Source organism: Pseudomonas taetrolens (genome assembly GCF_900475285.1).
Classification (GTDB): domain Bacteria; phylum Pseudomonadota; class Gammaproteobacteria; order Pseudomonadales; family Pseudomonadaceae; genus Aquipseudomonas; species Aquipseudomonas taetrolens.
This window is the reverse complement of the sequence record NZ_LS483370.1, coordinates 3,227,032-3,254,028: the sequence shown is the minus strand read 5'-3', so window position 1 is coordinate 3,254,028 and position 26,997 is coordinate 3,227,032. Positions and strand designations below refer to the sequence as shown.

General features: G+C 58.9%; 27 protein-coding genes and 1 pseudogene. 14 read left to right on the top strand and 14 right to left on the bottom strand.

What is annotated here, in order from left to right; translation table 11 throughout:
* Positions 1-7: 7 nt before the first annotated feature.
* Positions 8-568, top strand: a complete 561-nt coding sequence (locus tag DQN55_RS15015; RefSeq protein WP_048382966.1) for an RBBP9/YdeN family alpha/beta hydrolase — start codon at positions 8-10, stop codon at positions 566-568.
* Positions 569-630: 62 nt separating this feature from the next.
* Here the strand turns inward: DQN55_RS15015 and DQN55_RS15010 are convergent, their stop codons facing one another.
* Complete coding sequence (locus DQN55_RS15010) at positions 631-1,932, bottom strand: mechanosensitive ion channel family protein (protein WP_048382967.1); 1,302 nt, start codon at positions 1,930-1,932, stop codon at positions 631-633.
* Positions 1,933-2,124: 192 nt separating this feature from the next.
* Between DQN55_RS15010 and DQN55_RS15005 the strand changes: the two genes are divergently transcribed.
* Both DQN55_RS15005 and DQN55_RS15000 read left to right on the top strand, forming a co-directional pair.
* Positions 2,125-3,471, top strand: coding sequence for a DEAD/DEAH box helicase (locus DQN55_RS15005; RefSeq protein ID WP_048383217.1), 1,347 nt, complete (start codon positions 2,125-2,127; stop codon positions 3,469-3,471).
* A gap of 166 nt (positions 3,472-3,637) precedes the next feature.
* Positions 3,638-4,030 (top strand): hypothetical protein, encoded by a 393-nt coding sequence (locus tag DQN55_RS15000; RefSeq protein WP_048382968.1) that lies wholly within the window; start codon positions 3,638-3,640, stop codon positions 4,028-4,030.
* A gap of 39 nt (positions 4,031-4,069) precedes the next feature.
* On the opposite strand, the gene DQN55_RS14995 is transcribed toward DQN55_RS15000, so the two are convergent.
* Together DQN55_RS14995 and DQN55_RS14990 are read right to left on the bottom strand one after the other, a co-directional pair.
* On the bottom strand, positions 4,070-4,792 hold the full coding sequence (locus DQN55_RS14995; protein ID WP_048382969.1) for a TorF family putative porin: 723 nt from the start codon (positions 4,790-4,792) through the stop codon (positions 4,070-4,072).
* Positions 4,793-4,983: 191 nt separating this feature from the next.
* A complete protein-coding gene (locus tag DQN55_RS14990; RefSeq protein ID WP_048382970.1) occupies positions 4,984-5,163 on the bottom strand; it encodes a hypothetical protein in 180 nt (59 codons plus the stop codon).
* A 357-nt stretch (positions 5,164-5,520) separates the two neighbouring features.
* Here DQN55_RS14990 and DQN55_RS14985 point away from each other — a divergent pair, with 357 nt between their 5' ends.
* From DQN55_RS14985 to DQN55_RS14975, 3 genes are read left to right on the top strand one after another with little or no spacing between them, the layout of a single operon-like run.
* On the top strand, positions 5,521-6,357 hold the full coding sequence (locus DQN55_RS14985) for a CvfB family protein (protein WP_048382971.1): 837 nt from the start codon (positions 5,521-5,523) through the stop codon (positions 6,355-6,357).
* A gap of 24 nt (positions 6,358-6,381) precedes the next feature.
* Positions 6,382-6,786, top strand: coding sequence for a DUF2177 family protein (locus tag DQN55_RS14980; protein WP_048382972.1), 405 nt, complete (start codon positions 6,382-6,384; stop codon positions 6,784-6,786).
* Between the two features lie 59 nt (positions 6,787-6,845).
* Positions 6,846-7,775, top strand: a complete 930-nt coding sequence (locus tag DQN55_RS14975; protein WP_048382973.1) for a DMT family transporter — start codon at positions 6,846-6,848, stop codon at positions 7,773-7,775.
* Here DQN55_RS14975 and DQN55_RS14970 read toward each other — a convergent pair.
* Complete coding sequence (locus tag DQN55_RS14970; protein WP_048382974.1) at positions 7,723-8,904, bottom strand: MFS transporter; 1,182 nt, start codon at positions 8,902-8,904, stop codon at positions 7,723-7,725. The two genes, DQN55_RS14975 and DQN55_RS14970, sit on opposite strands and share 53 nt — an antisense overlap.
* Positions 8,905-9,007: 103 nt before the next feature.
* Here DQN55_RS14970 and ptrR point away from each other — a divergent pair, with 103 nt between their 5' ends.
* Both ptrR and DQN55_RS22545 read left to right on the top strand, forming a co-directional pair.
* Positions 9,008-9,910 (top strand): putrescine utilization regulator PtrR, encoded by a 903-nt coding sequence (ptrR, locus tag DQN55_RS14965; RefSeq protein ID WP_048382975.1) that lies wholly within the window; start codon positions 9,008-9,010, stop codon positions 9,908-9,910.
* Positions 9,911-10,037: 127 nt separating this feature from the next.
* Positions 10,038-10,163 carry a PA1414 family protein gene (locus tag DQN55_RS22545; RefSeq protein WP_268876088.1) on the top strand — a complete coding sequence of 42 codons (126 nt, stop codon included), beginning with the start codon at positions 10,038-10,040 and terminating at the stop codon, positions 10,161-10,163.
* Positions 10,164-10,298: 135 nt separating this feature from the next.
* Here the strand turns inward: DQN55_RS22545 and DQN55_RS14960 are convergent, their stop codons facing one another.
* Both DQN55_RS14960 and speB read right to left on the bottom strand, forming a co-directional pair.
* Positions 10,299-11,678 (bottom strand): sodium:solute symporter family protein, encoded by a 1,380-nt coding sequence (locus DQN55_RS14960; RefSeq protein ID WP_048382976.1) that lies wholly within the window; start codon positions 11,676-11,678, stop codon positions 10,299-10,301.
* Between the two features lie 101 nt (positions 11,679-11,779).
* Complete coding sequence (speB, locus tag DQN55_RS14955) at positions 11,780-12,730, bottom strand: agmatinase (RefSeq protein WP_048382977.1); 951 nt, start codon at positions 12,728-12,730, stop codon at positions 11,780-11,782.
* Between the two features lie 200 nt (positions 12,731-12,930).
* Between speB and DQN55_RS14950 the strand changes: the two genes are divergently transcribed.
* Entirely contained in the window at positions 12,931-13,824 is an 894-nt protein-coding gene (locus DQN55_RS14950; protein WP_048382978.1) for a LysR family transcriptional regulator, read from the top strand.
* A 17-nt stretch (positions 13,825-13,841) separates the two neighbouring features.
* Entirely contained in the window at positions 13,842-14,450 is a 609-nt protein-coding gene (locus DQN55_RS14945) for a tRNA-uridine aminocarboxypropyltransferase (RefSeq protein WP_048382979.1), read from the top strand.
* Positions 14,451-14,553: 103 nt separating this feature from the next.
* Here the strand turns inward: DQN55_RS14945 and DQN55_RS14940 are convergent, their stop codons facing one another.
* Together DQN55_RS14940 and DQN55_RS14935 are read right to left on the bottom strand one after the other, a co-directional pair.
* Complete coding sequence (locus DQN55_RS14940; RefSeq protein WP_048382980.1) at positions 14,554-14,952, bottom strand: YbaN family protein; 399 nt, start codon at positions 14,950-14,952, stop codon at positions 14,554-14,556.
* 6 nt (positions 14,953-14,958) lie between these two features.
* On the bottom strand, positions 14,959-15,546 hold the full coding sequence (locus DQN55_RS14935) for a UPF0149 family protein (protein ID WP_048382981.1): 588 nt from the start codon (positions 15,544-15,546) through the stop codon (positions 14,959-14,961).
* Between the two features lie 272 nt (positions 15,547-15,818).
* Here DQN55_RS14935 and recQ point away from each other — a divergent pair, with 272 nt between their 5' ends.
* Together recQ and DQN55_RS14925 are read left to right on the top strand one after the other, a co-directional pair.
* Positions 15,819-17,948, top strand: coding sequence for a DNA helicase RecQ (gene recQ / locus DQN55_RS14930; RefSeq protein ID WP_048382982.1), 2,130 nt, complete (start codon positions 15,819-15,821; stop codon positions 17,946-17,948).
* A gap of 118 nt (positions 17,949-18,066) precedes the next feature.
* Positions 18,067-18,502 (top strand): annotated as a pseudogene (locus tag DQN55_RS14925) (MarR family transcriptional regulator).
* A 48-nt stretch (positions 18,503-18,550) separates the two neighbouring features.
* Here the strand turns inward: DQN55_RS14925 and DQN55_RS14920 are convergent.
* On the bottom strand, positions 18,551-20,740 hold the full coding sequence (locus tag DQN55_RS14920) for a patatin-like phospholipase family protein (protein ID WP_048382984.1): 2,190 nt from the start codon (positions 20,738-20,740) through the stop codon (positions 18,551-18,553).
* A gap of 71 nt (positions 20,741-20,811) precedes the next feature.
* On the opposite strand from DQN55_RS14920, the gene DQN55_RS14915 reads away from it, so the two are divergent.
* Positions 20,812-21,099 carry an Rdx family protein gene (locus DQN55_RS14915; protein ID WP_048382985.1) on the top strand — a complete coding sequence of 96 codons (288 nt, stop codon included), beginning with the start codon at positions 20,812-20,814 and terminating at the stop codon, positions 21,097-21,099.
* On the opposite strand, the gene DQN55_RS14910 is transcribed toward DQN55_RS14915, so the two are convergent.
* The 3 genes from DQN55_RS14910 to DQN55_RS14900 all read right to left on the bottom strand — a co-directional run bounded on the left by DQN55_RS14910 (position 21,093) and on the right by DQN55_RS14900 (position 24,399).
* Positions 21,093-21,983 (bottom strand): DMT family transporter, encoded by an 891-nt coding sequence (locus tag DQN55_RS14910; RefSeq protein ID WP_048382986.1) that lies wholly within the window; start codon positions 21,981-21,983, stop codon positions 21,093-21,095. The genes DQN55_RS14915 and DQN55_RS14910 overlap by 7 nt on opposite strands.
* A gap of 77 nt (positions 21,984-22,060) precedes the next feature.
* Positions 22,061-22,819 (bottom strand): helix-turn-helix transcriptional regulator, encoded by a 759-nt coding sequence (locus DQN55_RS14905; protein WP_048382987.1) that lies wholly within the window; start codon positions 22,817-22,819, stop codon positions 22,061-22,063.
* 125 nt (positions 22,820-22,944) lie between these two features.
* Positions 22,945-24,399 (bottom strand): TrkH family potassium uptake protein, encoded by a 1,455-nt coding sequence (locus DQN55_RS14900; protein ID WP_048383218.1) that lies wholly within the window; start codon positions 24,397-24,399, stop codon positions 22,945-22,947.
* A 119-nt stretch (positions 24,400-24,518) separates the two neighbouring features.
* Here DQN55_RS14900 and DQN55_RS14895 point away from each other — a divergent pair, with 119 nt between their 5' ends.
* Positions 24,519-25,079, top strand: a complete 561-nt coding sequence (locus DQN55_RS14895; protein ID WP_048382988.1) for an NAD(P)H nitroreductase — start codon at positions 24,519-24,521, stop codon at positions 25,077-25,079.
* 53 nt (positions 25,080-25,132) lie between these two features.
* On the opposite strand, the gene DQN55_RS14890 is transcribed toward DQN55_RS14895, so the two are convergent.
* Both DQN55_RS14890 and DQN55_RS14885 read right to left on the bottom strand, forming a co-directional pair.
* Positions 25,133-26,467 carry a sensor histidine kinase gene (locus DQN55_RS14890; protein ID WP_048382989.1) on the bottom strand — a complete coding sequence of 445 codons (1,335 nt, stop codon included), beginning with the start codon at positions 26,465-26,467 and terminating at the stop codon, positions 25,133-25,135.
* Positions 26,468-26,544: 77 nt separating this feature from the next.
* Complete coding sequence (locus tag DQN55_RS14885) at positions 26,545-26,967, bottom strand: LTXXQ domain protein (protein ID WP_048382990.1); 423 nt, start codon at positions 26,965-26,967, stop codon at positions 26,545-26,547.
* Positions 26,968-26,997: the final 30 nt, after the last annotated feature.

Below are 26,997 nucleotides of genomic sequence, written 5' to 3'. Positions count from 1 at the left end.
AACAGGGATGACCGTCAGGGTGTTGATATTGCCAGGCCTCTTCGATTCCGGGCCCCAGCATTGGCAAACACAGTGGGAACAGCGTTTCAGCGGGCTGCATCGAGTCGAGCAGAGTGACTGGCAGACGCCGACCTGCGCGGACTGGGTACTGCGGCTACACGACAAGGTGATGGCCAGTCAGCGTCCGGTTGTCCTGGTGGGGCACAGTCTGGCGTGCAGCCTGATCGCACAGTGGGCGCAGCAGTACCCCGAAGCGGCGCAGCGGGTGCGTGGCGCATTGCTGGTCGCCCCCAGCGATACAGAGGCCGACAGCTACCCGGAAGGTACTACGGGCTTTACCCCGATGCTCATGAACCCGTTACCCTTTAACGCGATCACCGTCGCCAGCACGGATGATCCCTATGTCTCCGTGACGCGGGCCAGTGCCTTCAGCGAGGCATGGGGCAGCGAGTTGGTGTGGTTGCACAAGGCAGGTCATATCAATGACCAGAGTGGTTACGGTGCCTGGTCCGAGGGCGTGGACCTGCTGTTCAAGCTGACAGGCGATCCGCAGTTCCAGCACGGTTAACCCTGGTGAAGCTCAAGCCCTTGTCACCACGAGCGGGTGCAAGGGCCTGAGCAGTTTGCGGATCAGGCCTCGGCTTCTGCTGTCTCGGCCGACACCACCAACGGTGCCTTGATCTTGTTCAACAGGCCATTTCGCAGGTCATTCCCGCTTGGTTGTTGATACACGCTCAGCCCGAACTCGGGCATCACGGCCAGCAAATAGTCAAAAATATCGCCCTGGATCTGTTCGTATTCGCCCCACACCGTAGTACGGGTAAAGCAGTACACCTCCAGCGGCACACCTTGGGCCGTGGTTTGTAGCTGGCGCACCATACAGGTCATGTTCGGCTGAATCTCGGCATGGCTTTTCAGGTAGGCCAGCGCATAGGCGCGGAAGGTCCCGATGTTGGTCATGCGCCGCCGATTGGCTGACAGGGCAGCAACGTTACCCTGAGCTTCATTCCAGCTTTTGAGTTCAGCCTTTTTGCGCGCCAGGTAATCGCTCAGCAAGCGCACTTGCTCCAGACGCTGTTCCTGTTCATCGGTCAGGAAACTGACGTCATTGGCATCGATGAACAGGCTGCGCTTGATCCGGCGTCCCCCCGATTGCTGCATGCCGCGCCAGTTTTTGAACGACTCGGACATCAGGCGCCAGGTCGGAATCGAGACGATGGTCTTGTCAAAGTTCTGCACTTTGACTGTATGCAATGTGATGTCGATCACATCGCCATCGGCACCCACCTGAGGCATTTCGATCCAGTCGCCGACGCGCAGCAAGTCATTGCTGGTCAACTGCACGCTGGCCACGAACGACAGCAGGGTGTCTTTGTAGACCAGCAAGATGACCGCAGACATAGCGCCCAGCCCCGAGAGAAGCAGCATCGGTGAGCGATCGATCAGGGTGGCGACAATGATGATGGCCGAAAACACATACAGCAGCATCTGGCTCAGCTGGATGTAGCCCTTGATCGGGCGGGTCTTGGCGTAATTGGTGCGCGAATAAATATCGAGCAAGGCATCCAGCAGCGCGCTGGTTACGCGGGTCAGGACAAAGATGGTGACGGCCAGTGCCAGGTTGCCCAGGAAATGGCGGCCGTTGTCGCTCAGATCCGGTACCAGGTTGCGTCCGAATTGCACCATCAGGGACGGCGTCAATTGTGCCAGACGGTGGAACACCTTGTGTTCGCGTAAGTTATTGACCCAATGCAAGGCCGGTTGACGGCCGAGGATCTTGCTCACGCGCAGGATAATGATGCGTGCGATGTAACCGGCAATCAGAGCGATACTCACCAGCACAATCAGGCCGAGAAACGCCGATACCCAGGGATGTTGATCCAGGTTGGCCCAGAGGGCCTGGAAACGGGCCCAGAGTTGTTGAGTGTCCATAAGCTAAAACGTTACCCCAAAGAGAAATGGCCCCGGAATTAGAGCATTTAAGTGCGCTTTTGGGGCTTGGACAGGACTAAAGATCTTAAAAAAGCATTTGTTTCGTGCCGTTTGTACAAAGAAACTCGGCCTGGGCGCTCGAAACCGTTACTCTATGCCGCTGATTTTTTGCATTTCTTCGAGGTAGCACCCGTGTTTTCCCAATTCGCCCTGCACGAACGCCTGCTTAAAGCCGTGGCCGAGCTTAAATTTGTCGAGCCAACGCCTGTGCAAGCAGCGGCCATTCCGCTCGCGCTCGAAGGGCGTGACCTGCGGGTGACAGCTCAAACCGGGAGTGGCAAAACCGCCGCTTTCGTCCTGCCGATTCTCAATCGCCTGATCGGTCCGGCCAAAATTCGCGTCAGCATCAAAGCGTTGATCCTGTTGCCGACCCGCGAGCTGGCACAGCAGACGCTGAAAGAAGTCGAGCGTTTTTCGCAGTTCACGTTCATCAAGTCCGGCCTGATCACCGGTGGTGAAGACTTCAAGGTCCAGGCCGCCATGTTGCGCAAGGTGCCGGACATTCTGATCGGCACGCCCGGTCGTTTGCTGGAGCAACTGAACGCCGGCAACCTGGACTTGAAAGAAGTTGAAGTGCTGGTGCTCGACGAAGCCGACCGCATGCTCGACATGGGCTTCTCGGAAGACGTCCAGCGTCTGGTCGATGAGTGTCCAAACCGTCAGCAAACCATGCTGTTCTCGGCCACCACCGGTGGCTCCGGGCTGCGCGAGATGATCGGCAAGGTCCTGACCGATCCCGAGCACTTGCAGCTCAACCAGGTCAGCCAGCTGAACGCCACGACTCGCCAGCAAGTGATCACGGCCGATCACAACCAGCACAAAGAGCAAATCGTGAACTGGCTGCTGGCCAACGAGACTTATCAAAAAGCCATTATCTTCACCAACACCCGGGCCATGGCTGACCGTATCTACGGTCGTCTGGTGGCTCAGGAGTACAAGGCGTTTGTCTTGCACGGTGAGAAGGATCAGAAGGATCGCAAGCTGGCAATCGACCGCCTGAAGCAGGGCGGGGTCAAGATCCTGGTGGCCACCGATGTGGCGGCCCGTGGTCTGGACGTTGATGGTCTGGACATGGTGATCAACTTTGACATGCCACGCAGCGGCGACGAATACGTACACCGTATTGGTCGTACCGGTCGCGCGGGCAACGATGGCCTGGCGATCTCGCTGATTTGCCACGGTGACTGGAACCTGATGTCCAGCGTTGAGCGCTACCTGAAGCAAAGCTTCGAGCGTCGCACCATCAAGGAAGTCAAAGGCACCTACACCGGGCCGAAGAAGGTCAAGGCATCGGGCAAGGCCGTTGGCGTGAAAAAGAAAAAGACCGACGCCAAAGGCGACAAGAAGAAGTCCGGCGCCAAGGCTCCGACCAAGCGTAAAATCGCCAACCGTCCGAAAACCGACGCATTGTCGTTGGTCAGCAAAGACGGCATGGCTCCGCTCAAGCGCCGCAAGCCAGAAGCACCTGCCGCCGAATAAGGCGCGCATGTGATTCACCAAAACCCGGCCCAGGCCGGGTTTTTTGTTGCCCGTTCCAGGCTGCTGATCCCGTCGTAGGCTGCAAACACCGGCTGAACGTCCTGGTGGTCTGCCGGTCACTACTGATGAAGGCTTTTTTCATCAAACAGTACGGAGCGTGACGCTGATGACCACTTACAACTGGGCACTGATCGAACGGCTACTCCATGAAGTCCAGAATAACGACGGCGTTGCATTTGCGCCGCGGGCTTATGCTGAAGAGCACGCGGCAGCCCAGGCCGCCGCCGGCCAACCGATTGGTAATCTGGATGAACTGAAAAAGCTGGCGGCTGATTATGAAGCGCTGCTGTTCAAGAACGGTTTTATTGAAAGCCGGCCTGAGGAAGAGGGCGGCAACGGCGAGAACTTTGTCCTGACCGCGCGTGGGGCCAGCCTGTTGAGCCTGATCGACAGCAGTATTCCGGGCAATGACCACCCGTTGCAGGTGCTCAACCAGCAATCGGATGCGCTGGACCCTGTGATCTTCGATGCGCTGGCCGCAAAGGTTCAAATTGCCTGAATCCAGCCGCGGGGCAGCCTTCAGTGACGGGCTTTCGACTCAGTAAAACGCGCGCTCGGCTTTAAAGGTCAGCAAGCCATCGCACTGCGAGTTTTGCCCTGAATACGCCGAGCAGTCATTGCCGTTGAGGTTGGAGTCGCTGTAGATCAGGTTCAGGTCGATTCCCATCCACGGGCGCGATAATTTAACCGACCAGTCATTGAAAGCATGTACGCTGCCACCCTCGGCGATGGACACAGGCGAGTCCAATTGGTGGGCGGTGTACTTCATGCTCATCCCGATACCAAAGGGCTGATTGAGGCCGAGGTCGGCAAACAGCGTGCTGTCACGGCGCCCTGGGTCATTACTGAAGGCTGCGCCAAAGCGCGTGCCCAGCAACGTGAGCCCGGCATAAAATTGCTGGCTGTCGAGCGGGCTCAGTTTGGGGTAGCTGTAATGAATCATCCCCAGCTCATAGCTCAGGCTTTCGTCGAAAGGGTGTTTGTAACCCAGGTAGGAGTCTACCTCGAGGTTGCTGCCCGGCTTGATGCCCATCGTCGGTGCCCATTGGCCGACATACCAGCCGCTGTCATGGCTGAGGTCGAGGCCGCCATGGAAGCTTGAGCCGGGGCTGGTGGGTTTGACCAGGCCCTGCGCCATGCTGCGGCTTGGCTGGGTGGCCAGTTTAAGGTCGAAATCTCCCAGTTCACGGGAAAACACCTGGGCATTGGCCAGCGAACTGGCCAGCATGCCGATGGTCAGCATTAACACCCGCGTGGGCATGTATTCCCTCCTTGTATGGGCCAAGAGGCTTGATCCAGAGGCTTTAGAGCATACGGATGAATAGGGGCGGATGAATGCCGTTCGTCGATTTGTCGAGTACCGGATCAATGCGAGGGGGATAAGGCGGATAAATCGTTAGTCCTAGCGCTTTGGAAGGCAAAGCGCATGAGGACACAGTGACGCGAGGGGTGTTACTTTTTGCCCAGCGTGATTTGCTTGGACGGGCCGAATGTCTGGCCGCTGACACCTTTGTCAATTTGCTGGATCTCACCGCCGGACTTCAAGAATGCGGAAATTTGCGCATTGATTGAATCGCTGGTTTCAACAGCGGGAGCTGGCTTTGCTTTGCTGGCAGATGCTTTAACGCGCATGACGGCTATTGACCTGTAGAAAATAACTTGGCCAGCGATAGTACCAGAAATACTTGACAATGGCTTGTTAAATATCTTCTTAAAATAAACCTCGCGGCCTGATCATGTACATGATCGTTCATCAAAACGTTCTCTAACTCGCTGTTTTAATTAACAACGGTGGTGATGTTTTAATCCGCCCGGGAGGTCGCCAAGCTGACTTGCGGTGTGCGCAAGGCTGACGAATGGTGCTGCAAGCGGCCAGAAAATCCTGAGAAATCAGGCCTTTCACAGATTTTTTGATTGGCAGGCGGCGGCACCTCAATTCGCCTCCCTAAACTCGGGTAGAATGCCGCCCACGTAATGAGGGTATTGAACATGGCTTTAATCGGTCGCTACAACAGTTTGCAAGTGGTGAAACACACGAACTTCGGTTTGTATCTGGATGGCGGGGCAGACGGCGAAATCCTGCTGCCCAATCGTTATATTCCCAAAGATATTCCCAGTGAAGATGAAGACTGGCTCAACGTATTTGTTTATTTGGACAGTGATGACAAATTAATTGCCACCACTGAAAAACCAAAAGTTCAGGTCGGTGAGTTTGCCAGTCTCAAAGTGGTTGAAGTTAATAGCATCGGTGTCTTCCTGGATTGGGGGTTGCCGAAAGACTTGCTGCTGCCGTATTCCGAAGAAAAACGCCAGATGACCGCTGGCGAATACGTCGTGGTGCATGTCTACCTCGACAAGCACACTCGTCGTATTACGGCGACAGCGCGACTGGACCGTTATCTGGACAAGACCCCGCCGACCTATCAAGTGGGCCAGGAAGTTGACCTGTTGGTGGCCGAAGCCACGGACATGGGCTTTAAAGCCGTGATCAACAACAAGCACTGGGGCTTGATCCACAAGAACGAAGTGTTCAAGTTTATGCGCGCGGGCAAGCAAGAGAAAGGCTTCATCAAAGAGATTCGCGCAGACGGCAAAATCAGCCTGAGCCTGCAGCCGGTAGGCCAGGAAGCCGCCAGCAGCCTGAACTCGAAGATCCTCGCCAAGTTGCGCGACAATGACGGTGTTTTGGCAGTCAGCGACAAAAGTGCCCCCGAAGTCATCAGCAGCCTGTTCGGTGTGAGCAAGGGCAACTTTAAAAAGGCTATCGGTGCACTGTACAAGGAAGGCAAGATTACGATTCATCCGGACCGTATCGAATTGATCTGATCCTGCAGACCGAGGGCTGTCGTCATGAGAAAAGTTGCGTGGGCATATACCGGTGCATTGCTGGCTTTTCTGGTGCTCGACGGCCTGTGGCTGGGTGTGCTCATGGACTCTACCTATAAAGAGTTACTGGGCCCGCTGATGCTTGAGCAACCCAAGTGGGGGCCGGCGATCGTGTTCTACCTGGTGTACGTGCTGGGTGTGGTGTTTTTTGTGGTATTGCCGGCTCTGGCCCGCAGCAGTGCGCGCAGGGCAGCATTGAGCGGTGCGTTTTTCGGGTTGGTGGCGTATGGCACCTACGACATGACCAACTGGGCTACCCTGCAAGGCTGGTCGGCCCAACTGGCCTTGATGGACATGGCCTGGGGCGGTCTGTTGACCTGCCTGGCGGCATTGTCGGGTTACTGGACGTCACACAAGCTGGCGGCCTGATTCTTTCTTAATGACACGCTGAATATTGTGCGTCCCTTGACCTTCTTCCAGGTGTAGCTATGACTGTTTCGCGGCGAGCAACGGATGCTTTCGCACTGCAAGTGATGCTGGGTCTGTGCCTGATCTGGGGCGTGCAGCAAGTCGTCATCAAAGCGGCGGCCGTGGACATCGCGCCCGTGATGCAGGCCGCCTCTCGTTCCGCGATTGCAGCGTTGCTGGTGGGGTTGTTGATCTGCTGGAAAGGCGGATGGAGCCAGGTTCCGTGCACTTGGCGAGCCGGCTTGCTGGCAGGCAGCCTGTTCGGCCTGGAGTTTTTCTTCATCGCCGAAGGTCTGCAAATGACCAGCGCCGCCCATATGTCGGTTTTTCTCTATACCGCCCCCATCTTTACCGCCCTCGGGGTTCACTGGTTTCTGCCCAGCGAGCGTTTGCGGCCATTGCAGTGGCTGGGGATTTTTCTCGCTTTCGCAGGCATCGCCTTCGCCTTTGCCGGGGGTGTTTCATTTTCCGGGATGGATCGCACCATGTTGCTGGGCGATGCCTGCGGGATCCTGGCCGGCATGGCCTGGGGTGCGACCACCGTGGTGGTGCGGGCTTCTCGGCTGTCCGAAGCCCCCGTCACGCTGACCTTGTTCTACCAGTTGATGGTCGGTTTTGTCGGGCTGTTGTTGATTGCCGCTGTCAGTGGGCAGATCAGCCATGTCAGCCTGACGCCAGTCGCCGTGGCCAGCGTGCTGTTTCAAGGGCTGGTGGTGTCGTTTTTCAGTTATCTGGTGTGGTTCTGGCTGCTCAAGCGTTACCTGGCCTCCAACCTGGCGGTGTTTTCGTTCATGACCCCGCTGTTCGGTGTGACGTTCGGTGTGCTGTTGCTCAATGAGCCCTTGAGCTTCAACTTTGTGGTGGGCGCTGTGCTGGTGTTATTCGGCATAACGTTTGTCAGCGCTGAGCCGTGGTTGCGTCGCAAGGTGCGTGCGCTGCTGGGGAGCTGACCGACTGCAAGGCCAGTCCTCCGGCAAGCAGCAGCCCCGCGGCAGCGGCAATCAACGCCGGCTGCAGGCCGCCGCTGAAATGACTGCTGAGGGCCGCCAGTAACGGCCCGCACAACTGGCCGAGGGCAAAGCAGGCGGTCAGCAAAGCGGCGTTGCGTTGCATGGCATGGGGCGCCAGATCCCGGGAGCGTTGCATGACCAGCGGCATGCAGGCCAGGAACGGGGTGCCACACAGAACCACGCCCAATGCCAGGCCCGCGCTGCTTGGCAGCAGGCATGCCAGCACCCCCAGCGCCTGTATCCACAATCCACCCGTCAACCACAGGCGTGTGGTGCCGGGGCGGGGACGGCGCAAGCTGATCAGGCCGACGCCAATTGCGGCGCACAACCCGAATGCGGGCCAGAACAGGTCCGCTTGCCACTGGCCGTGAAATCGGGCGCTGGCCATCTGCGACAGAAACGTGGCCGGGATGATGTAGCCCAGACCATACAGCGCATAGATCGCACCCAGTCGCGCAATCCCGGGCGTCCGTTCAGTCGGTTGCATCACCGCGCTGGCCTTTGCGTTTGTGACGGGCCTCGGCAGAATCGGCAAAATCGCCAACAGCATCAACAGGGCCGCGGCGGCATAAACCAGCCATAAGATGGCCGAAGGCTGGTCGAGCCTGTTCGAAACCAGCGCCAGCACCCCCGTGAGCAGTACCCCGGCACCCGGGCCGGCAAACACCAGTGCGCCTGAGCGCGGGCGATTGGCAGCTATGGCAATTTGCTGGCTGAGCGAGGTAATCATCACCATCACCCAGGCGCTGGCGACCCCGGTACCAAAGCGCAAAAGCAGGTGCGGCCAAAACCCCTGGGCCCAGAATGACAGAAGGGTCAGCCCCACGCATAACCACAGACCCGCCTGCAGCCGGTGCTGGATCTGTGCGGGACGTCTGGCGCGGATGGCATCCAGCGCTCCGAGCAAATAACCCAGGTAGTTGGCGGCAGCAATCAACCCGGCGCCGGTCAGATCGATCTGGCCTTCACTGATCAGGTGCGGCAGTTGTGGCGTCAATGAAAAACGGCCAATGCCCATTGCCATCATGAGCGCGATAAAGCTGGCGAGTAAGCGGGTCTGGGGAGACATGCTGCGGGTTCCTGGGAGAAATCAGAGACCGTCAGGCTAGAGGTTATTGACTTTCTTTAAAAATGAATAATAGTGAGATACTTGTTCTGTTTTGGAGAATATCGTGGAGTTCAGTCAATTGCGGATTTTCCAGGCCGTGGCCGAAGAAGGTTCTGTCACCCGTGCGGCTGAGCGTCTGCATCGAGTCCCTTCCAACCTGTCGACCCGTCTGAAGCAACTTGAAGAGCAGATGGGCATCGAACTCTTCATGCGCGAGCGTCAGCGCTTGCAGTTATCCCCGGCCGGTCAGGTGTTGCTGGATTACACCGCGCGCCTGTTTGCTCTCCACGACGAAGCCCTGGCTGCCGTGCAAGGTGGAGTGCCGTCTGGCAAGTTCACGCTGGGCACGATGTACAGTACGGCAGCAATTCATTTGCCAGGGTTGCTGGCGCACTATCACCGGACTTATCCGGCGGTGAACCTGCATGTGCAATCGGCTCCGAGCGGGGAGTTGCTTGAAGGCTTGCTGACCGGCCGTCTGGACGCCGCGCTGGTGGATGGGCCACTGGAGCTGGCCGGGCTGGACGGTATTGAGTTTTGCGAGGAGCACCTGGTACTGATCAGTGATCTGGATCACTCACCGATCACCCGTGCTCGGGATGTGCAGGGCCTGGAGGTGTTCACCTTTCGACAGGGCTGTTCGTATCGGGCTCGTCTTGAGGCCTGGTACGCCAGTGATCGTGCCGCCATGGGCAGGGTTATGGAGATAGAGTCCTATCAAGGCATGTTGGCGTGTGTGGTAGCCGGTTCGGGTGTGGCGCTGATGCCGGCTTCGATGCTGGCCAGTTTGCCGGGACGTGAAAATGTCAGCGTACATGCTTTGCAACAACCTTTTTCACAAGCCACAACATGGCTGATGTGGCGAAAAGGCATGATGGGCGCCAACCTGAATGCCTGGATCGAGCTACAGCAAGCGCAGCCGCTGCAAAACGGCGGCCCGGGCACGCAACTTCACGCATTGGGCTGAGTCTGATTTGTAAGGCGTTAGCCTAAAGTTCATTGACTTCCGGCAAGCATTGCGTAGGAGTTAGGGCTATTATCTGTACGAAGCGACCACAGAATTCCCGTCGCCGGTGTTACCCCAAGGGGGATATATGAAAGACAAATTGCAAACCTGGCTCCATGACGTTGGCGTTGCGCTTGGCTTGATCGAGCCGCCACTGCAACCTGTGCCGATTCCTGTCGAGGATCCGCGTCGTCATCCGCAACGTCGCCGGTAAGGCGGGGGGATAACGCTGCACACGGGTCGCTACGCCTTCTTTTGATCCTTTGTCCGAAGGGAGGTCGAGTTGTAAAAAAAACGGGTACGACCTCCGACGTCGTACCCGCTGAGACAAACATTCCTCACGTATTGATCAGGCGACGCTGACCGCTGGGGCGGGGCGCCGATTCATCAGGCTGACCACGATAAAACTGATCAACGCCACCGCCAGGCTGTAGTAAATCGGCGTATTGGCGTCCAGCCCATCCTTGAACATAAAGACCAGTGCGGTGATAAACCCCAGGCTCATGCTGGTAATGGCGCCTGCGGTGGTGGCGCGTTTCCAGTAAATGGCCCCGATCAATGGCACCAGCATACCGCCGACCAGCAGGTTATAGGCCAGGGTGAGGGCGCTGATCACATCATTGACCACCAGAGCGATTGCCAGCACCACAAACCCCGTCAGCAGAGTAAACAGCCGGTTAACCTTGAGACTCGACTGTTTGCCACCGCGCAGCTTTGGCAGCAGGTCTTCAGTCAGTACCGTGGATGCGGCCAGCAAGCCGGCGCTGGCGGTCGACATCATGGCGGCCAGGGCAGCAGCGATCACGAGCCCGCGAATGCCGTCAGGCAGGGATGCCTTGACGATGGCGGCGAAGGCGTTGTTGACGTTGTCCAGGTCAGGCAGCAGCACATGCGCCGCCATGCCGATCAATGCACAGGTCAGACCGTAGAGGATGCAATAGAACCCGGCGAATGTGCCGGCGTACTTGGCGACCCTGGCGGTCTTGGCGGTAAACACTCGCTGCCAGATATCCTGGCCGATCAGGATGCCGAAGAAGTAAATCAGGAAGTAGGTGATGATCGTGTCCCAGCCGATCTGGGTGAAGTTGAAGCTGGACGCGGGCAACTTGCTCACCAGTTCGTCCCAGCCACCGACGCGGTACAGGCAGATCGGCAGCAGGACAAACATCAGGCCCACGGTCTTGATCACGAATTGGACAATGTCGGTCAAGGTCAGTGACCACATGCCGCCGATGGTCGAATACACCACCACTACACCGCCGCCGAGCAACACCGAGATCCAGAAAGGCAGGTCGAACAGCACTTCCAGCACTGTGCCGATGGCCAGGATCGAGGTCACGCCAATCATCAGCGCATAGGCCAGCATAATGATTGCACTGGCCTGACGCGCCATGGGGTTGTAACGCTTCTCCAGGACCTGGGTGACAGTGAATATCTTCAGCTTGAGCAGCGGCTTGGCCAGGAACAGGTTGAGCGCGATGATCCCGCAGCCCAGCGCGGCACACAGCCAGAAGCCCGAAATACCGTGCACATACCCCAGGCGCACGGTGCCCACGGTCGACGCGCCGCCGAGTACGGTGGCGGCCATGGTGCCCATGTAGAGTGTCGGTCCCAGGTTGCGCCCGGCGACCAGGTAATCTTCGTGGGTTTTTGCCTTGCGCATGCCGTAGTAACCGAGCACTAGCATTGCAGCGGCGTAAATAAGGACGACCAGTAGATCTAAAGCCATGATGGCGAGTCTCCGATTTTTGTTTTTATGAATGCTGCTAGTCACGCGGGTGTGGCGCGGTGCTTTCAAGTCCAGGACTTGATAGCACCGGTGGAACGTCCTTATCGATGCACGACGCCGGGCAGCACGCAGAGCATTTCGTAGAGCAGATTGGCGCCCAGTAATGAGGTGTTGCCGGTGGTGTCGAACGGCGGCGAGACTTCTACCAGATCGCACCCGACCAGGTCGAGGCCCTGACAGCCGCGGATGATTTCCATCGCCTGAATCGTGGTCAGGCCGCCGATTTCCGGGGTTCCGGTGCCGGGTGCCCACGCCGGGTCGATGCCGTCGATATCAAAGCTCAGGTATACCGGGCCATTGCCGACCTTTTCACGCACTTCGGCCATGAGCGGTGCCAGGGATTTATGCCAGCACTCTTCGGCCTGGACCACGCGAAAACCCTGTTTGCGGCACCAGTTGAAGTCTTCAGCGGTATAGCCCTGGGCTCGCAGGCCGATTTGCACCACGCGGTCACAGTCCAGCAGACCTTCTTCCACGGCGCGGCGGAAGGTGGTGCCGTGGGCGATTTTCTCGCCAAACATGTGGTCGTTTACATCGGCGTGGGCGTCGATATGCACCAGGCCAACCTTGCCGTGTTTCTTGTGGATCGCCCGCAGGATCGGCAGGGTGATGGTGTGGTCGCCGCCCAGGGTCAGGGGGATCACATCATGCTCAAGAATCTCGTGGTACGACTCTTCGATGATGCGGACCGCATCCAGCAGGTTGAAGGTGTTGATTGCCACATCGCCGATGTCAGCCACCGACAGGGAGTCGAACGGTGCGGCGCCGGTTGCCATGTTGTAGGGGCGAATCATGACCGACTCGGCGCGGATTTCACGGGGGCCAAAACGTGTACCGGGCCGCAGTGAGGTGCCGATATCCAGTGGCACGCCGATAAACGCGGCGTCCAGGCCTTTGGCCGATTGCAAGTGGGGTAGCCGCATCATGGTGGCGATGCCGGCGAAGCGCGGCATTTCATTACCGCCCAGTGGTTGGTGAAGGATTTTTTCCACGGGATAGCCTCGTCGTTTGTTGTGGTTATGGCGACCGATTCTGCGAAAGGCATGAGGCGGGAAGAATCCCTGTGGGCAAATACTTAGTTCAGGTTTTTCTAAACTAATGCGGTGGTAGGCGTTAGACTCCGGTTATCGAATTCATGCCAATACCCTGAAGGCGCATACATGCTAACGCCGACAGGATCAGTGAGCTCTCTATGGCCAGTGCTTTACCCGATCTCAAACTATTGCGCATTTTCGCCAGCGTGGTCAGGCATCAGGGTTTTGCCAATGCGCAGCAGGCGCTCAACCTCTCGACGTCGGCGATCAGCACCTACATGAGTCAGCTCGAAGCCAATCTGGGGCTGGTGTTGTGCCATCGCGGGCGGGGCGGGTTCAGCCTGACCAGCAAGGGCGAGCTGTTCCATCAGGAAACCCTGCGGTTGCTGGGTGAGCTGGAAGGTTTCGAGCAGTATGCGGCGGCGCTCAAAGGCGAGCTGCGCGGTACTTTGAATCTGGGCGTGATCGACTCGACCGTGAGTGACAATGCATTGCCCTTTGCCGAAGCCATTGGTGCCTACAGTCAGGAACATCCGGCGGTGCATTTGCATTTGTCGGTCATGAGCCCATACGAGCTGCAATTGGGGGTACAAGACAACCGCCTGGATCTGGCCATTGGCGCGTTTTCATCGCGCATGAGCGGCCTTGTCTATCAGCCGCTGTACCGCGAACAGCACTGGTTGTATTGCAGCAACCGCCATCCGTTGTTCAGTGAGCGGCGCATCCCCGAGCCATTGATTACACAACAGCGCATGGTCGGGCGTGGCTACTGGAGCCAGGCCGAATTGGCTCGGCATGGCTTCAAGCACAGCGCGGCGACGGTCGATAGCATGGAGGCACAGCTGATTCTGGTGCTCTCGGGCGCTTACATTGGCTATTTGCCCGAGCACTATGCCGAGCCCTGGGTGGAGAAGGGCGACTTGCGTGTGTTGCTGCCTGCAACCTTCGGTTATCAAGCGCCGTTTTCGATGATCGTGCGCCGGGGCCGCAGTCGCGAGCCGTTGATTCAGACCTTTCGCGACCTGCTTAAAGCGCAGCTTAATAAACCTTGAACGAGCGTTTCCATTCCATGTCCAGAATCCAGTGTCCGCGCTGCTTGCGTCCACAAACCCATTGTTTGTGCGAGTTGATCCCGTGCCTGGAAAGTCGCACCCGGGTCTTGCTGTTGCAGCATCCGAGTGAAGTCGGCCACGCATTGAACACGGCGCGGTTGGCAGCCTTGGGGCTTAGCAATGCCGAGCTGCGGGTGGGTGAGGTGTTTGAGGATCTGGCCACGTTGCTCAACCCGCCGGGGTACCGGGCGCGGTTATTGTTTCCGGGAGAGGGCGCACAACTGATCGAGACCGAGACCGAGACCGGGTCCGGACCAGATCTGCCGCTGCTGCTGGTGGTGCCGGACGGTACATGGCGCAAGGCACGCAAGCTGTTGCACCTCAATCCGTTGCTGGCGCAGTTGCCGCGGGTCACTTTGCCCGAAGGTGCGGTCTCGCGTTACCGGTTGCGCAAGGCGCCGGGGCCGGGCGCCTTGTCGACCCTGGAAGCCATTACGCAAGCGCTTGAAATCCTCGAAGCGCCGAACTCATTCGCCGCGCTGCTACGCCCGTTCGAAGCTTTGATTGAAGGGCAGATCGAAGCCATGGGCGCCGAAACCTATCAGCGTAATCATGGCAACCCATAGCTTTGCTTGAAACCCTGTAGCCGCGGCCGGAGGCTGCGACAGGTGTCTTTCGGCACTCATTGCAACCTGCGGCAGCGGCTACACAAGGCGTGTGTTTCGCCGGTCAGGGTTTTTCGAGGGTTTTTTGCCGGAGGATGTAGAGCGTGACCAGGACCGCGCTGGTCAGCATAAAAAAACGCGCCCAGGGTAAAGGCACCAGGTAGCAGGACAGTCCAATGCTCAACCACATCAGGCCAATGGCGTAGACCTTGCCCTTGAGCGGGATGCCGTTGCCATCAAGGTAGTCGCGGATCCATGGCCCGAGCCGCGGGTGCTCGACCAGCCATTGATAAAAGCGCGGGGAACTGCGGGCGAAGCACGCGGCCGCCAGCAACAGAAAGGGGGTCGTGGGCAGTACCGGCAGGAAGATCCCGATAACCCCCAGCACTACGCTCAGCCAGCCAATGGCAAACAGTGCGTAGCGCAGCAACCGCGAACGGTTGCCGGGTGAGGGTAGGGTCATTGAAAATCAGTGGTGACGTGGCTTGAGGATCGCCGGTTTCTCGTCAGGTGCATTGCACAGCAGGTACAGGGCGGTCAGCGCTTCCGGGATCTGAACGATCATGTCGTCCATCAGGTTGGCATCCTGGGCGATGTCGGAGAACTCAGGCTGGTCATCGAACAGGCCCGAACCGACCATGATCGGCAACAGCATTTCGCTGACTTCTTCTTCGGCGGTTTCGAACCAGGCCGCTTCGCGCATGAATACGCCTTCCATGAAACCGACACACCAGCCGCGCAAGTCGGAATCATCCGGCTCGTCGCCCAGGTCCAGATCGCACGGCAGCTCGAATTCTTCGTCAGACGCCAGTTGGCGTGCGATGTGGGCCTTGAGCTGGATCAGGGTGCCTTCGATTTCGGCACGCTGGGCGTCGTCCTTGTAGTGTGGTGCTTCGGAGAAGATCGCATCGATCCACTCACGCTCAGGTACGACCTCGGAACAGATGGAAAGGGCGGTCAGGTAGCCGTGGGTGGCCACGTAGTCCAGCGCCTCGTCATGCAGCTCGTCGGCGTCGAGGAAGGCTTGCAGGCGGGTTAGTTGCTCAGCGAAGGACATTAATGTGCTACCTAGTAAATAAACGATAGCGAATTCTAGGCTTTCTTGAGCGCCCAAGCCAGCCGCAGGGCACATTTGCTGTTACTTCCCGGTGATCGGCAGGGCAATTACAGCGCCCTGCGCAGGAGAGGGCTCGGGTATACTGCCGCGTTTTGTGATGCCCTGCAGCCAATGCGGCGGATCCTGCGCTTTGCGCCCATGCCTTCAGACGGGCCTGTGGCCGCGCCGGATCACGCCCGCGCAGGGGTGTTTCGGCGATTTCTGGAGTTTCTATGCTCGAACAGGCTCAACGCGTACTCAAAGACATCTTCGGCTACGACAGTTTCCGTGGCCGCCAGGGTGACATTATTGAGCGCGTGGCCAGTGGTGGCGACGCTTTGGTGCTGATGCCCACCGGCGGCGGCAAATCCCTGTGCTTCCAGGTGCCGGCGTTGCTGCGTGAGGGCCTGGCGGTGGTGGTGTCGCCGCTGATTGCCTTGATGGACGATCAGGTCGCAACCCTGGAAGAGCTCGGGGTGGCGGCGGCGGCCTTGAATTCGACCCTGACGGCCGAGCAGCAGCGCGATCTGGCGAATCGGATCAAGCGGGGCGAAGTCAAGATGCTCTATCTGGCCCCAGAGCGTCTGGTCCAGCCGCGAATGATGGCGTTTTTGCAGAGCCTTGATATTGCCCTGTTTGCGATCGACGAAGCGCACTGCGTATCCCAATGGGGCCATGACTTCCGGCCTGAATACCTGCAACTGGGCCAATTGGCCGAGGTGTTCCCGAATGTGCCGCGCATTGCCCTGACCGCCACGGCCGACAAGCGCACCCGCGAAGAGATCGTCACGCGTCTGCATCTGCAAAATGCCGAGCGCTTCCTGTCGAGCTTTGACCGCCCCAACATTTTTTACCGCATCGTGCCGAAAGAGCAGCCGCGCAAGCAGTTGCTGGCATTTCTTTCCGAGCGGCGCAGTGACGCGGGCATCGTGTATTGCCTGTCGCGCAAAAAAGTCGACGAAGTGGCGCAGTTTCTGTGTGCCCAGGGTTTCCCGGCCTTGCCGTATCACGCCGGCCTCCCCAGCGAGACCCGGGCCGCCAACCAGAAGCGCTTTCTCAACGAGGAAGGGCTGATCATGGTGGCGACCATTGCCTTCGGTATGGGCATCGACAAATCCAACGTGCGCTTTGTGGCGCACCTGGATTTGCCCAAGTCCCTTGAGGCCTATTACCAGGAAACCGGTCGTGCGGGCCGTGACGGTTTGCCCGCTGACGCGTGGATGGCCTATGGGCTGCAAGACGTGGTGATGCTCAAGCAAATGCTGCAAAACTCCGAGGGAGATGAGCGGCACAAGCGACTTGAGCACCACAAGCTCGATGCCATGCTGTCGTTGTGTGAAGAAACCCGCTGCCGTCGCCAGACCTTGCTCGCCTATTTCGACGAAGATATGCCGCAGCCATGCGGGCATTGCGACAATTGTGTGGACGGTGTGCAGACCTGGGATGCCACCGAGCCTGCGCGCCAGGCACTTTCGGCCATTTACCGAACGGGCCAGCGTTATGGTACCGGGCATCTGATCGACGTGCTGCTGGGTCGGGAGAACGAAAAAGTCCGCAGCTTCGGGCACCAGCATTTGTCGGTGTTCGGTGTCGGCAAAGCTCGCGCTGAAGGCGAGTGGCGCACGCTGTTCCGCCAGTTGGTGGCCCGTGGCCTGGCCGACATTGATATCGAAGGTTACGGCGGACTGCGTTTGAGTGACAGCTGCCGGCCGCTGCTGCGGGGCGAGGTGACACTCGAACTGCGTCGTGAGCTCAAGCCGCAAACGTCGGTCAAAAGCAGTTCTGCCAGCCCGGCCAGTCAATTGGTACGCGGCGAAGAGCGCGAACAATGGGAGGCTCTGCGAGCGTTACGACGCAAGCTGGCCGAAGAGCACGGCGTGCCGCCTTACGTCATCTTCCCCGACTCGACGTTGCTCGAAATGCTGCGTAGCCAGCCCACTTCATTGTCCGAGATGGCCACGGTCAGCGGTATTGGCGCGCGCAAGCTGGAGCGCTACGGTGAGGCGTTCCTCGAGGTGCTGGGTGGGCAGGCCGAACCCCCGAAAGTGGTCGCGGACATTCGCCATGAGCTGATCAGCCTGGCCCGTGCCGGCATGACTCCGCTACAGATCTCCGGGCAATTACAGTGTTCTGAAAAGAATGTTTACACAATGTTGGCAGAAGCCATCGGCCGTCAGGAGTTGTCACTGGAGCAGGCGCTGGACTTGCCAGAAGAGCTGATGGAAGAAGTTCAGGACGCCTTTCTGGACGGCGAAGGCGAACTGCCGAGCGTGGCCAGCATTGCAGAACAGTTCAAGGGGCGCGTCCCGGAAGGTGTGCTGTATTGCGTGCGTGCAGCGCTGCAATCCGAGTTTGAAATATAACTGCGAGTCGCGAAAGGTGACGATTGATTGATGCGCAGGTCTTGCTTGGACGAAGGCTCCATGCTTAGCTGGCTAACAATTATCTTCACTCTATTTCAGTCTAACCATTGAGTTTTTTATGTCGTTATCCGATCAACACCGTTTTGGTATGCAGCTAGCTCAAATGTCTCGTGGCTGGCGTGCCGAACTGGATCGTCGTCTGGCAGGTCTCGGTTTGTCGCAGGCGCGCTGGTTGGTGCTCTTGCATCTGGCCCGCTTTGAAGGCGTGCCGACCCAGCGTGAACTGGCGCAAAGCGTTGGCGTTGAAGGGCCTACGCTGGCTCGTTTGCTTGACAGCCTTGAGGCTCAAGGACTGGTCAAGCGTCATGCCGTGCTGGAAGATCGCCGCGCCAAAAAAAATTGTCCTGAGTGATTCCGCTCGCCCGTTGATCGAACAGATAGAATCCATTGCCAGTGCTCTGCGCCAAGAGCTGTTTGTCGGTGTGGATGAAGAAGAACAGCGCATTTGCATGCGTGTTCACAGCCGGATCCTGGCTAACCTCGAGAAAAGCTGAACCACGACCCGTGCAGGCGCTGCCCCTTCATCTTGATGAGGGCAGCCCTCAGAACGTCTGCCCCAGGTTCAAGTACACCGCCTTCTGATCGTCATCGTTGAAGCCATAGCTGAAGTTGAGCGGGCCCAGCGGTGTGTCGAACCCGATGAAAATGCTTGCGGCATTGATATAGCCACTGTCGAACTCATTGTCGTTGTTCCAGGCGCGACCACGCTCCAGGGACACACCGGCGTACAGCGGGAAATCAAGCGGCAAATACGAACGAGGCGTCAGGCGCCGGTAGTAAACGGCACGCATGAGACTGATGTTTTGTCCGGAAATCGCATCCTGCCTGAAGCCCGACAACTGCCGGGCACCACCGAGCAAAAAGCTTGAAGTCACGACTTCGGCGGTGTTGAGCGTACGCCCGTAACGTCCGCCCAGAATCCAGGTGTTGGGTCCTGAACTCAGGGCTTTATCCAGGTTGAACTCCCACTGACGGTAGCGATCATCCGAGCCCAGCCCCGGTTCGTACTGGCGCACGCTCAGGCTGATATCTTCTCCGGAATGCGGGAAGTACACGTTATCCAGCGAGTCGAAGGAGTATTTCAGGTCGTAGAAACCTTCGTTGAAACTGATGCCCGGCAAGTCGCGTTCACCGATTCGTACATCAGCCTTGCCCCATGCTTCGCCTATGCCAAGACGGATCTCTCCGCTGTTGCCGATTTGCCGCCCAAAATTCAAACCGAACCCGTAGCGTTCCAGCCGATACTCGGCAATGGGGTCATTGTCGAGAATGGACTCAACGTTCTGTGACTGCGCATTGATGTACGGTGCGACAAAGTAGCGCGAGCCGGCATCCAGGGGCTGATAGAACTCGCTGTACAGCTCCTGCTGATCGCCAATCTGCCCCCGCGTCAGCCATTCGGCCCCCAGGGTGTTGATGCCATTGACCCGGTAGCTTGCGCCCAGGTTGAACGCGCTGTCGCCACGCATGTCGTCAGACAGGTTCAGCCCCAGTCGCAGGTAATCGGTACCGCTACGCTTGCCCCGAGCGCTGATCACCAGCGTGCGCTCCTTGCCTTTATGCACCACGCGGTATTGCACTTGTTCAAAATAATCCAGGCCGTACAACGTCCCCATGTCCCGTTGCAGGCGGGTCAGGTCCAGCGGTTCGCCGACGGGTTGGCGAATGTAGTAGCGAATCACCGAGTCGCCGATTTTTGAGTCGTTTTCAATCCGGATCGCGGTAATGACCGGCTTGCGCTCATCGGATGAACGCGCGGTATTGAGTTGCACATCACTGTCATCGTTATGGCGCAGGACGGCCAGGCGAGGTTCGAGAATCTGCGTTGCGCGGTAGCCGGCGGTGATGATGTCTTGCGAGCGCCCGAAATCAGTGGCGCCAAAACTGGTGAGCGCGGGTTGAATCAGAATGTCGTCCGGGCGCAGCGACGCCAGTTGTACTTCAGAGTTGCTGCGGGTCATCAGGGTGATGGACTGGTTGAGAATGTCGAACACGGTACTCAGCTCTTTACGCCCCCGCAGCGGGGTGCCGATGTCCACCACGATGACGCGATCCACCCCCATTTCGCGCGCCACGTCCACCGGGATGTTATCGACCATGCCGCCGTCTACCAGCAACTGCCCATTGATTTCGACAGGTGCGAACACCGCAGGGATAGACATGCTGGCGCGAATGACCTGAGGCAGATGACCTTTACGGAACACCACTTTTTCGCCGTTCACAATGTCGGTGGCCACGGCCCGGAACGGAATCGGCAGTTTGTCAAAGTCGCGGATATCGCTGCTGTGGGCCAGCAGGCTTTCGAGTAACAGCGCCAGGTTTTGTCCTTGAATGACACCCAGCGGCAGGCCGAGGCTGCCATCGTCGCGGAAGCTGAGTTTTTGCTTGACCAGAAAATCGCGGTCATCCTGTTTGCGCCGGAACGGGATGTCTTCGCGGGCGGGGTTATCGGACAACGCCTGCTGCCAGTCAATGCTCAGCGCAAGCTTCTCCAGCTCGTCGATCTTGTAGCCGGAGGCATACAGGCCGCCGATCACCGCCCCCATGCTGGTGCCTGCGATGGCATCAATGTGAATCCCTTGCTCTTCGAGCGCCCTGAGTACACCGACGTGGGCCAGGCCACGGGCGGCGCCGCCGGATAATACCAGGCCGACTTTCGGCGGTGCGGTTTCGGCGGCAAGTACCATCAGCGGGCATAAACACAACAGCAGGCAACTGAGCAGGCGGCGCATCATGAATCTCTGGGCAAGCAAGAAAGGCGGCTATTATAGCGGCGCCTTTCTCTTCAAGAGCCTTTGAAATCATGCCAGTCAGCAAGCCCGAAATTGTCATCACCTACTGCACCCAGTGTCAGTGGTTGTTACGTGCCGCCTGGTTGGCCCAGGAGCTGCTCAGTACGTTTGCCGACGATCTGGGGCGGGTGGTACTGGAGCCGGGCACCGGGGGCGTGTTCCGCATTACCTGTGAGGGCGAACAGATTTGGGAGCGCAAGGCCGATGGCGGTTTTCCGGAAGCCAAGGTGCTGAAGCAGCGGGTACGTGATCACATCGATCCGCAGCGAGATCTGGGGCACAACGACCGGGTTCAGTGAGCCGCGTCGATTGATGCCTTGCCCGTCGCCGGTGCGCCGGCCATGCGGCTCGACACCACAATCGCGATGATGATCAGCGCACCGCCCAGCAGCATGCGCAAGGTGGGTGTTTCGTGGAACAACACCCAGGCCAGAGTGATGCCATACACCGGCTCCAGGGCGAAGACCACTGCCGCGGTGCGGGCCTTGATCACTGCAAGGCTGGCGACGAACAGGCTGTGAGCAACCCCGGTGCACAGGACGCCGAGCAGGCCGATCCACAGCCAGTCGAGCGCTCGAACCGCACCCAGCCCTGGCGCTGCAAAGGGCAGCAGGCACAGCGCGACCACTGCGTTTTGCCACAGGGCGGCCTGCACGGCTGGCACTCGACCCGAGTTGGCACGGTTATTCAGCGATAGCAGCGAGAACGTCAGGCCGGAGGCAATCGCCCACAGCAAGCCTTCCGTCGCCTGGCTGGCCAGATCAAAGGCCGGGGTCACCAGGATCAGACCGACGCTGACCAGCGTCACCAGCATGATTTCGTTGAACCGGATACGTTCGCGAAACAGCAGGCCTTCGAGGATCACCGTAAAGGCCGGGAAGCTGGCAAACCCCAGGGTCGCAATGGCCACGCCGGCGACTTTGACCGAGATAAAAAAACTGACCCAATGCGCAGCCAGCAGCAACCCGCTGAGCAGCAGGTTACGGGCATCGCGCAGAGACAGTCGATAACCGTCCGAGCGCTTGGCCAGGGCGGCAAAGCCCGCGAGCGCCAGCACTGCGAAGGCAGCCCGGCCGAAGACGATGATTGACGCTGAAGCAGCGGCCAGTTTGCCGAGCACGCCGGTCAAGCCGAACAGCAGGGCGCCGATATGCAGTGCACCCAGAGCGGTACGCGGAGTCATTGCAATCCTTATGTCGAAGCAGGCAAGGGGTGCAGTCTAAGGCGTGCTCGGGTCGGATGTCTGTCGCAAGACTGGCGTCAATTGTCGCCAGACTCTCGGCGCAGGGTGCTGGGAGAGGCGCCGAACTCGCGCAGCATGGCGGCTGCGAAAGCGCTTTGCGAAGCATAACCGGTGCGACTGGCAATCTCGCCCACGGCCAGGGTGCTTTGGCGCAGCAGGGTCAAGGCGCTGCGTAAACGGCGCTGACGCAGATAGTCCATCGGCGTTTGTCCGCACTCACTGAGAAAGCGGCTGTGCAAGCGGGCGCAGGACAATCCGCAAATGCGTGCCAGATCTGCAACCTGAAGCGGGTAGGCCGCGTTCTGATCGATATAGGCGTCCAGTGCGGCGAGAGGCAGGCCTTTGGCGCGAACAGGTTCGTTTGCCTGACTGCTCAGGCTGGCCAGCAACAGAATTGCGCCTTGCCGTGAGATCAGCGGGTCCGCGACGGGGCTGGTGGACAGCCAGTTGACCAGTTGATGCTGGTGGGGGGCGAGTGGTAGATGCCCGGGGGAGTCGAGCAGTCGACGACTGGCCTCGGCATGAGCACCCAGTGATTGGCTTAGCCAGTTGTCGCCCGGGACATCGAGCACCAGGCAATGGCTGCCCTGCAGGCTGTCACAGGTATGGTGGGCCCCTGCCGGGATCACGATCAGTTGTTGTTGGCGCAACAGGCTGGTACGACCCTCCACCTCGAAATCGAGCTTGCCGGACAAGCTGATCACCACCTGTGGATGCCCATGGCTATGAGCGATCACCTCTTGGCGATAATGGCGCAGTGACAGGATTGAACCCATGCTGATCTCTGGTTGACGAGTCGAAAACGGTAGCCGCTGCCGAAGGCTGCGATAAGGGCCGCAGGCCCTTCGCTTTAACCGCCTGGGCGACTATGCCACACGCCTGCGGCAGCGGCAGCGGCTTTTTAATGCCGCCAGAACGCCGGAATACACAGTACAAATACAGTAATGATCTCCAGGCGACCGAGCAGCATGCCCAGCGACAGGATCCATTTGGCAGCGTCGGGCAAGCTCGAGAAATTGCCGGACGGGCCGATGATTTCCCCAAGCCCGGGACCGACACCGGACACGGTACTGGCAGCGCCGGTCAGTGCAGTCATCCAGTCCAGACCCAGCAGTGACAAGGCCAGGGCAATCACGCAAATAGTAATCGCGAAGAAAAACGAAAAAGTCAGGATCGAACGGACAATCTCTTCATCGAGGCGGTGCCCGTTGTACTTTTGCTTGATGACCGCACGGGGGTGGATCAACTGGTTAAGGTTGGCCTTGAGCAGGATATAGGCAACCTGGAAGCGGAAAATCTTGATCCCGCCAGCGGTCGAGCCCGAGCAGCCACCGATAAAACCGAGATAGAAAAACAACATGAGCGAGAAGTTGCCCCACAGGCTGTAGTCACCCAGGGCGAAGCCTGTAGTGGTGACCACCGAGGTGACGTTCAGCGCCACGTGACGGAAGGCATCCCACCACGGCATGTTGGTCGTCCACCAATACCAGGTGCTGAGCACCAGCCAGGTCACCAGCAGCAGCCCGAGCAAGCCCTGCACTTGCTGATCCTTGATCAGCGCCTTGCGGTGGCCGCGCAGGGTCGCGACATACAGGGTAAACGGCAGGCTGCCCATGATCATGACCGCGATGGCGACCCAATGCACGGCCGGCTGCGACCACTTGGCCAGTGACTGGTCGGACGTCGAAAAGCCGCCGGTGGAAATGGCGGACATGGCATGGTTGATCGCGTCGAACACGCTCATGCCGGCCCACCAGAACGCCAGGCTGCCGATGATGGTGATGCCGACATAGGTGGCCACGATCAGGCGTGCCACCATATGCGAGCGCGGCATGACTTTTTCGGATCGGTCAGACGATTCGGTCTGGAACAGGCGCATGCCACCGATTCGCAGCAAGGGCAGAATGGCCACCGCCATCCCGATAAAGCCGATGCCGCCCAGCCAGTGCAGCATGGAGCGCCACATCAGAATCCCCGGTGACATGTTGTCCAGGCCGCTCAGCACTGTAGAGCCGGTGGCGGTAATGCCGGACATGCTCTCGAAAAACGAGTCGGTGTAACTGATGTGTTGCGTCAGTAGAAACGGCAGCGCGGCGAAGATACACACCACCACCCAGCTTGAGACGGTCAACAGGTACATGTCGCGGGGGCGCAGGTGGACTTGTTCGGGACGTCCGGGGAGCACTAGCGCCAGGCCGGCAAGAAAGGTGATCAGACTCGCCCACAAGAAGGACGGCAGGTCGCCTGTGTGCTTGTAAATCACCAGCGTCAACATGGGCACCGCCATGCTGATTGCCAGAGTAATCAGGAAGATGCCGATAATGAAACCGATGATGCGTAAAGTCGGCAACGCCATGAAGTCAGCTCGGGCTTGGAAGAGGGGCGCCATTCTACCTGTGGGGCGAGGTATGTAAACCGCCTGCCTTCGAGGAGATACCGTTAGAATAGCCGCACATTTTCTTCAGGAGGTGGCCAATGGAGGCTCTCGACGTTTTGCTCAACCGTGTTTCTGCCCCGCGACTGCTGGATCCGGCGCCAACGGCTGAGCAGCGTGAAGTACTGTTTGCGGCCGCATTGCGTGCGCCGGACCACGGTCAGCTGCGTCCTTACCGGTTTTTGACGGTGGAAGGCGAGGCGCGCCAGCAACTGGGCGAAATACTTGCCGAGGCGGTACAGGAGCAGGGCGGTGAGGTGACTCAGGCAGCTCTGGACAAGGCCCGCGCCATGCCGTTGCGTGCACCGCTGGTGGTGGTGGTGATCGCTCGCTTGCAGGATCACGTCAAAGTGCCCAAGTCCGAACAATTGATTACTGCAGGCTGTGCGGCCCATGCCATTGAACTGGCGGCTTTTGCGCAGGGCATCGGCGCGGTATGGCGCACGGGCGAGCTGTCATATGCTGCGCATGTGGCCAAAGGCCTGGGACTGGCAGACGGCGAAGAAGTGGTGGCGTTTCTGTATCTGGGTACCCCGCAGAACGAACTGCGCACCCCGTCGAAAGTCGACACCGCTGAGTTTGTGCAGGTGTGGTCGGTTTAAATCCGGCCCTCTGCAGGTGCGTGCAAGCTCGCTCCTGCAGATTTTGCACGCGTTTAAAGATTGCCGTTTGGCGCTAGCGGCAATTCCAGCGTGGCGATAAACCCGCCCTCGGGATGATTGTCCAGAATTAACCGTCCGCCATGGCGTTCAGCCGCGCGGCGTGCGATGGCCAACCCCAGGCCATGCCCGGCAGCGGTCTGGCCGGGCGCGCGGAAGAACGGCTCGCCCAATTGCGCCAGATATTCCTCGGCCACACCGGGCCCGTGATCGCGCACGCTGATGGCGATATGCTCGCCTTCGTGACCGGCGCTCAACTCAATCGGTTGTCCTGGCGGGTTGAAACGCTGTGCGTTGCGCAGCAGATTATCGACGGCTCGCTCGATCATGTTTGGCCAGCCCCTGAGGGTCAAGTCGGGTTCGGCATTCAGGTGAACGGATTGTTCCGGAGCGGCCAGTGACGCATCTTTTTGTACAGACGTGAGCAGGGCATTGAGCTGGATAGGCTCGGCGCTGGCCTGATCGGCATCAACGCGGGCCAGGGCCAGAATCTCGCTGATCAACGACTCCAGGCGATCACATTCGCGGGTCAGGCGTGGCCAGAGTTTTTCCCGCTCATCCGGCCCCGCACGTTCGGCCAGCGCCAATGCGATACGCAGACGGGCCAATGGTGAGCGTAATTCGTGGGAAACATCGCGCAGCAACTGGCGCTGACTGCTGATCAGGCTTTGCAGGCGTGCGCCCATGCGGTTGAAGTCGGTGGCCAGCACGCCAAACTCGTCACGTCGCGATGCCAATTGGGCGAGGCTGTTTTGTTGATAGGTGGTTTGCCCAAGATCGTGCACGGCCACCCGCAAGCGACTCAGCGGGCGGGTGATCGACAGCGTGACCAACAAGCTGAAGAGCGTCAGCACCACCAATGCAATCCCCAGCGCACTCAGCGGCCAGAGCAGGCTCTGGCGGTGCCAGGCATCCAGTTCGGGGTTGGGGATCCGGTAGATCAGCAGGTAGGTTTCGGCGGTGTTCGGGCTGGTGTATTCAACGGTCAGGCGGCGCCACGGCAATGGGTGCTCGCCCGGATGCTGGCGGGCCTCCCATGCGGCTGCCCGGCGCGGGAATGTACCGCGTACCACCGGGTCGCCACTTTCATTCAGGACCTGAACGTCAATGTGATAGCGGCGTTTGCGTTGCTGAAGGAAATCTTGCGCTGCATCAGCGCCTTGAGTTTCATAACGTTGGGTCCATTCCTGAGCCAGGTTGGCAATGCCGGGATGGCGACTGAGGATCCAGGTGTCCTGATTGAGCATGTGCCCGAGCAGGATAGACAACCCTGCGACCAGAGCAATTGCCAGCCAGAAGCTGGCCAAAATGCGCCAAAACAGTGATCGCACGGTACATCCTCACAGGTAATGGATTTAAACGACCAAAGCCCAGCGGCGTGAGCCGCTGGGCCTGGTCAATGCGCGTGTTACTGCGCTTTTGTCGCTTGCTGGGCTTTCCACTCTTTGAACTGTTTCATCTCGGCCTGACGTTCTGCGCGTTTCTTTTGCATTTCGTCGAAGCTTTTTTGCTGTTCAGGCTTGAGCAGTGCCCGGATATCGCTCTGGGTTTTGTCATGCTTGGCCTTGATCTCGTCTTTCAACGCTTTTTGATCGGCGGCTGGCAGTTTTTCCAGGTACTTGTTGACCAGCTGTTTGCGCTCTTGCATTTGCTGGCCCATCAACTTGCCGATCTGCTGGCGCTGTTCGCGGCTCAGGTCCAGCTGGCTGTAAGGGGCATCGCCGCGACCGTGGTGCCCGCCGCCGTGATGTGGGCCGTCACCACCAGGCATGGCCATTGCGACGGTTGGCAAAGCTGCAGCAAACATCAAAGCAATTAGAGTCTTACGCATGGTGTGTCTCCTGATTACGGTTCCGGTAAA